Here is a 6,155-nt window from a genome sequence, read left to right as displayed (position 1 = left end):
CGCTCACCCGGCTGCTGAGCGAGCGGCGCAACGATCCGGAGGATGTCGCCGAGGCGGCGGGTGTCGGCCGCGAGGCGACCGGGCGGCTCCTGGCGGTCTGCGGCGTGGCCCGCTCCGAACGTCTGGCCGAACCCGAAGCGGCGGCGCCGGAGCCGGCTGTGGAGACGGCCGAGCCCAGCCTCCTCGATCCGGCCTCGGCGGCGGACCCGCCGACCCTGCGGGCGCATCTGCGTGCCCATATCGCCCGGCAGATCGCCGCCTTCGATGCCGCTCTGAACGGGGAGGGGGCGGCCGTGCTCGATTCCGCCCGGGTGCTGCGCGACCTCGGCGGCCTCAAGCGGCTGCTCGACGAGATCGGCGCGGGGACCGGGGACGGAAGCGATAGCGGCCCCGAACCGGATTTGCCGGCTCTCCGCACGGAGATCGCGCGCCGCTATGCCGGCTTCGTCCGCGCCCGGACGGCGGCCTGACACGCTCGGACCCGGCCGGTCGGCGCGCCCGCGACAGGATCTCGACCGGACGGCACCTTGCCGGTTTCCGCGCGAATCGGCCGACACCGCGCCGGGCCCTCGGCTCGCGGCCCGGGGCGCTTCCGTGCGGCGGCGCCGGGGATGCCGCCGCCGGGGCCGTGCTGGCCGGTAAGCCTCCATTATCCGAACTGCGTTGATCGTCGCTTCTCGGTGGATTCGCCGTAGATTGTGAGGCAAGACTGCGATCGAACGAAAGTATCGATCACGGGGCCGATGGGATGAGTCTGGCACGAAAGTTCTTCGCACTGTGTGCGGTCAATGTTTTATCGTGCATCGTTCTGTCATTTATGATCACGATGTACGGATCATCGATCGGAAAAGTCGATGGCGCGAACAATCTGCGCATTCAGTCCATCCTCCTGGCCGGCGAGGTCAGGCAGAGCTCCGACGATCTCACCCGTCTCAGCCGAACCTATGTGGTCACCGGCGATCCGAGCTACAAAAAACAATATTTTGACATCATCGATATTCGGTCCGGGAAGAAGCCGCGGCCGCAAGACTACTATCGCGTCTACTGGGACTTCATCTCGGCCGGCCTGCCCAAGCCGCGCCCCGACGGAGAGGCCGTCTCGGTCCAGACGCTGATGCAACGCCTCGGCTTCACCCAGCAGGAGACCGACAAGCTCGCCGAGGCGGTGCGCAACTCCGACGGCCTGGTCCGAATCGGCGTCGAGGCCATGAACCTCGTCGAGGGCAAGGACGCCGAAGGGCATCCCCTCGCGGAGCCGCAGCCGGAGCGGGACCGGCAGCGGGCGATCACCCTCGTCCACGCACCGGACTATCACGCCTTCAAGGCCCGGATCATGAAGCCGCTCGACGACCTCTACGGACTGATCGAGCATCGGACCAACGAAGCGGTGCAGGCGCTCCAGGCCCAGGCGCACCTCTGGTTCCTGGGCGTGATCGGCGCCCTGGTCGCCACCGTGGCGGCGTTCCTGGCGCTGGCCGGCTTCGGCTACAAGGCTCTGCTGCGCGGCTACGCGTCGATCGGGTCCGCGATGGAACGGATCGCGGCGGGCGATTACGCGACCGCGGTGCCCGGGGTGGCGCGGACGGATGAGGTCGGCGCGATGGCGCGCTGCCTGGAAGCCTTCAAGACCGGCTTGGCCGACGATGCCGCGACGCGGCACGCGGCGGCCCATGCCGAGCGCGAGCGCGAACGGCGGGCGCAGAACCACGCCCTGGCGGCCGCCTTCGAGGAGGCGGTGGGCGCCGTGGTCCAGGCGGTCACCGGATCGGCCGTGGAACTGCGCGGGACGGCGCAATCCATGGCGCAGATGGCCGGCGCGACGGCCACACGCTCTGAGGAGGCCTCCCGCGCCATGGGGGACGCCGCCAGCAATGCCGCCACCGTGGCGGCGGCGGCCGAGGAGCTCGGGAGCTCCGTGGGCGAGATCGCGCGCCGGGTCGCCGACGCGGCCGCGCTGACGCGGGCCAGCAGCGCCGAGGCGGGGCGCACCGCGGAGCTGGTGCGCCACCTGAGCGAGGCTGCGGCGCGGGTGGGCGACGTGGTGGCGGTGATCTCCGGCGTGGCCGGGCAGACCAACCTGCTGGCGCTGAACGCGACCATCGAGGCGGCGCGGGCCGGGGAAGCGGGCCGGGGCTTCGCGGTGGTGGCCGCCGAGGTCAAGGAGCTGGCCAACCAGACCGCCCGGGCCACCGACGAAATCTCGGCCCAGATCAGCGGTATCCAGGGCGCAACCCGCGAGGCGGTCCTGGCGATCACCGAGATCGTCACGCGGATCGGCGACCTGGACGGCGTCTCCGCGGCCATCGCGGCTTCGGTGGAGCAGCAGGGCGCGACCACCCAGGAGATCGTCCGCAACGTCAGCCAGTCCGCCAACGGCGCGGGGGCGCTGCGCGTGACGATCGACGGCGTCGCCAGCCTCGCCGGCGATACCGGAACGGCGGCCGAGCTCGTGCTCGACATCGCCGCCGGGGTATCCCGTCAAGCGGGCACGCTCAGCACCGAGGTGACCCGCCTGCTGGCCCAGCTGCGGGCGGCGTGAGACCACGCGTCCGTCTTCCGGACGCCATCATCGGATCGATCGGCGCCCGGCGCCGGTCGATCGCGGCGAAGTCCCGAGGCGGTCCATCGGCTGCGGTGCTGCGGGACCCGAGCGACGGGCGGGAGGGGGGCGATGGCGGCACCGGGCCCGACGCGCCGGCCCTCCGCGCGGGCATCGCGCGCCGCGATGCAGGCCCTGGCCGCGGCCGGGAGGCTGCCTGACTTCCTGGCGACCCTGCCGGCGCCGCTGGTCTGCGCGCTGGCGGACGACTGGCTGCACCAGGCCCGGCCCGACCAGCTGCCGCCATCCGGGATCGACTGGACGACCTGGGCGGTGATCGGCGGCCGCGGCAGCGGCAAGACCCGCACCGGGGCCGAATGGGTCGACGCCCTGGCCCGGGGCGACCCGGCCTTCACGACCGAGCCGGTCGGCCGCATCGCCCTGGTGGGCGAGACCCATCTCGACGTGCGCGACGTGATGGTCGAGGGGCCGTCCGGCCTCCTCAACCTGCCGGCCCGGGGCCGGGCGCGGCCGCGCTGGTCGCCGAGCCTGCGCCGGCTCGCCTGGGACAACGGCGCGGTCGCCCTGGCCTTCTCGGCGGAGGAGCCCGATGCGCTCCGCGGCCCGCAATTCGGCGGCGCCTGGTGCGACGAAGCCGCCAAGTGGCGCCGGCCCGAAGCCGCCTTCGACATGCTGCAATTCGGGCTGCGGCTGGGCGCCCGCCCGCGCAACCTCGTCACCACCACGCCGCGGCCGGTGCCGCTGATCCGCCGCCTGCTCGCCGACCCGCGCACGGTGGTGAGCCGCGCCCGCACCCACGACAATGCCGCGCATCTCGCTCCGGATTTCCTGGAGCAGGTGGTCGGGCGCTATGCCGGCACGCGGCTGGGCCGGCAGGAACTCGACGGCGAGCTGATCGCCGACCGGGACGACGCCCTCTGGGCGCGCGGGGCCCTGGAGACCGCCCGGGTCGCCGTCGCGCCGGATCTGGCCCGGATCGTCGTCGCGGTGGACCCGCCCGCGACCTCGGGCGCGCGCTCGGATGCCTGCGGGATCGTGGCCGCGGGCCGCGCCGGCGCCGAGGCCTACGTCCTGGCCGATGCCAGCCTCGCCCGGGCAAGCCCCCAGGCCTGGGCCGGGGCGGCGCTGGCGCTCTATCACCGGCTCGGGGCCGATGTCCTGGTGGTCGAGGTCAACCAGGGGGGCGAGATGGCCGCCGCGGTGGTCGCCCAGTGCGACCCGGCGGTGCCGGTCACGCCCGTCCGCGCGACGCGGGGCAAGTACCTGCGCGCCGAGCCGGTCTCGCTGCTCTACGCCCGCGGCCTCGTCCACCATGTCGGGGCGTTTCCGGCCTTGGAGGACGAGCTGTGCGATTTCGGGCCCGACGGTCTGTCGAGCGGCGCCTCGCCCGACCGGCTCGACGCCCTGGTCTGGGCGGTGACGCATCTGCTGCTCGACGGGGCCCGGGAACCGCGGATCCGGCGGCTATGAAGCCGGCCGTGCGGTCCCACACGGGAAAGTGAGGCGTGTTGCATCCATAAATTGCATACACTCGGGGTGGCTGTTATGGTTGATCGTACATCCGGAGGGCGGCTCATGAACTCGGATCCTGATCCTGAGATCGGTCTGCCCGACAGCGCTCATCGCCGCCTGCGGATGCTCGCCGAGACCCTCGGCTGCCCGGTCTCCGATTTCTTCGGCCCCCCGACGGTCCGCGCCGATCTGAGCGCCACGGTCGAGTTGCTGCGCCTGTGGCATGCCATCACGAGCGAGGCCGACCGCGCCGCCGTGCTCCGCTACGCCCGGCAAGCCGCCGGTGTCGTCCCGCGCGCGGTCGAGACGGTTTGATGGGGTCGATGCCGGGCGGGGCCTCGGCAAAGTACGAAGGGACCGGGATATCCGACGATCCCCCAGCATCCTGAGGGGCCGGAGCGAGGCCGCTGACGCGGTACCTCGGGAGAAGGGGATCGCCCGCATCCCCTGGTCGAGAGCCCGATGCCAGGCCGCGCGGACACAACAATACGGCGCGCCTCTGCGAGAAGCGCGCCGCGAGTCGGTTCGTGGTCTCTGGAACGAACTGCATCCTGAATACACGAGGCGGCGTCTCGAGGCTGTAGCCGCATAGCCACGCCCGGGCCCGGGGTGCGGTGTATCCGCCGCACCCGCGCAGCGGCCCATCCTGTCACCGCATCGCCCAACGCTGACCCCGCCCGCCGAGCCGGCGGGCGAATCGGAGCTTTATACCCTCGCGCATCGTCCCGGATATCGGATCGGACGATGCGCGAGGCCTTTGGTTTTGCCGCATCCCGAGAGCCACGAACCACCTTTCGGGTTGGGGCCTTAGCCCAGGAGCGGACCGGCATGGCGACTCTCCTCGATCGGCTGGCGCGGGTTGCGCGCCGGGGCGCCCGCCCGCCTGGACCGGATCTCGTCACCAAGGCCGCCCCGGCCTTCGCCCTCTACACCGATGGGCGGGCGAGCTGGACGGCCCGGGATCCGGCGGCACTGGCGCGGGCCGGCTACCAGGGCAACCCGGTGGTGCACCGGGCGGTCCGGCTGGTCGCCGAGGGGGCGGCGAGCCTGCCCCTCGTCGCCACCGGCGCCAGCGCCGGCGCCGCGCGGGCGGGGGACCTGCTGGCGCTGCTGGCCCGGCCGAACCCGCGCGAGAGCGGCACGCGCCTGCTGGAGACGCTCTATGCCGACCTCCTGCTCAGCGGCACGGCCTATCTCGAGGCGGTGAGCCTGGACGGGCGGACCGCCGCCCTGCAGGCGCTGCGGCCCGGCCGAATGCGGATGCTGCCCGGCCCGGACGGCTGGCCCGCCGCCTATGTCTACACGGTCGGCGGGACCAGCCGGCGGTTCGACCTGCCGGCTCCCGGCGACCCCGAGGTTGCGCCGATCCTGGCGCTGTCCCTCTTCCACCCGGACGACGATTATGCCGGCCTCGCCCCGATCGAGGCGGCGGCGACCGCGCTCGACATCCACAACGCCGCCAGCGCCTGGAACAAGGCCCTGCTCGACAACGCCGCCCGGCCCTCCGGGGCGCTGGTCTTCGCCGGGGCGGCGCTCACCGAGCCGCAGTTCGACCGGCTGAAGGCCGAGCTGGAGGCCAATTACCAGGGGGCCGCCAATGCCGGCCGGCCGCTGCTGCTGGAGGGCGGCCTCGACTGGAAGCCGCTCGCCCTGTCGCCCAGGGACATGGATTTCGTCGAGGCCAAGAATGCCGCCGCCCGGGAGATCGCCCTGGCCTTCGGGGTGCCGCCGCTGCTGCTCGGCCTGCCGGGCGACAGCACCCACGCCAACTACGCCGAGGCCAATCGGGCGCTGTACCGCCAGACCCTGATCCCGCTCGCCGCCCGCACCGCCCAGGCGCCGGCCGGCGCGCTGGAACCGGCCTTTGGCGCCCTGGATCTGGAGCCGGATCTCGACCGGATCGAGGCCCTGTCGGGCGAGCGGGAATCCCTCTGGCGCCGGGTCGAAGCGGCCGGGTTCCTGTCGGTGGCCGAGAAGCGCGCGGCGGTGGGCTACCCACCGGAGCCGGAAGCAGCTGGGTGAGGCGCGCGCCGCCTTCCAGACCCGCTCCCGACCCTTGCTGACGCGAGGCCCGCCCTCCCTC

At 73.0% G+C, this 6,155-nt stretch carries 4 protein-coding genes and 1 pseudogene; all 5 read left to right on the top strand.

From position 1 onward, the window contains the following. Positions 1–470 (top strand): annotated as a pseudogene (locus tag AO398_RS29365) (hypothetical protein); the annotation flags it as partial. A gap of 356 nt (positions 471–826) precedes the next feature. After that, positions 827–2,539, top strand: a complete 1,713-nt coding sequence (locus AO398_RS11060) for a methyl-accepting chemotaxis protein (protein ID WP_244498730.1) — start codon at positions 827–829, stop codon at positions 2,537–2,539. A gap of 186 nt (positions 2,540–2,725) precedes the next feature. Further along, on the top strand, positions 2,726–4,030 hold the full coding sequence (locus AO398_RS11055; protein WP_244498732.1) for a terminase family protein: 1,305 nt from the start codon (positions 2,726–2,728) through the stop codon (positions 4,028–4,030). A 105-nt stretch (positions 4,031–4,135) separates the two neighbouring features. Next, positions 4,136–4,387, top strand: a complete 252-nt coding sequence (locus AO398_RS11050; protein ID WP_058192101.1) for a hypothetical protein — start codon at positions 4,136–4,138, stop codon at positions 4,385–4,387. A gap of 513 nt (positions 4,388–4,900) precedes the next feature. Continuing rightward, positions 4,901–6,094: a phage portal protein gene (locus tag AO398_RS11045; protein WP_058192100.1), complete on the top strand. Its 1,194-nt coding sequence runs from the start codon at positions 4,901–4,903 to the stop codon at positions 6,092–6,094. Positions 6,095–6,155: the final 61 nt, after the last annotated feature.

This window comes from Methylobacterium sp. GXS13, from assembly GCF_001455965.1.
Taxonomy (GTDB): Bacteria; Pseudomonadota; Alphaproteobacteria; order Rhizobiales; family Beijerinckiaceae; genus Methylobacterium.
The sequence above is the reverse complement of the archived record's forward strand: the minus strand, read 5'-3'. Positions and strand labels throughout refer to the sequence as shown.

Bases quoted from the DNA above. Each gene is read 5' to 3' on its own strand.
- AO398_RS11060 (WP_244498730.1), top strand. From the start codon at position 827: ATGTACGGATCATCGATCGGAAAAGTCGATGGCGCGAACAATCTGCGC.
- AO398_RS11055 (WP_244498732.1), top strand. From the start codon at position 2,726: ATGCAGGCCCTGGCCGCGGCCGGGAGGCTGCCTGACTTCCTGGCGACC.
- AO398_RS11050 (WP_058192101.1), top strand. From the start codon at position 4,136: ATGAACTCGGATCCTGATCCTGAGATCGGTCTGCCCGACAGCGCTCAT.
- AO398_RS11045 (WP_058192100.1), top strand. From the start codon at position 4,901: ATGGCGACTCTCCTCGATCGGCTGGCGCGGGTTGCGCGCCGGGGCGCC.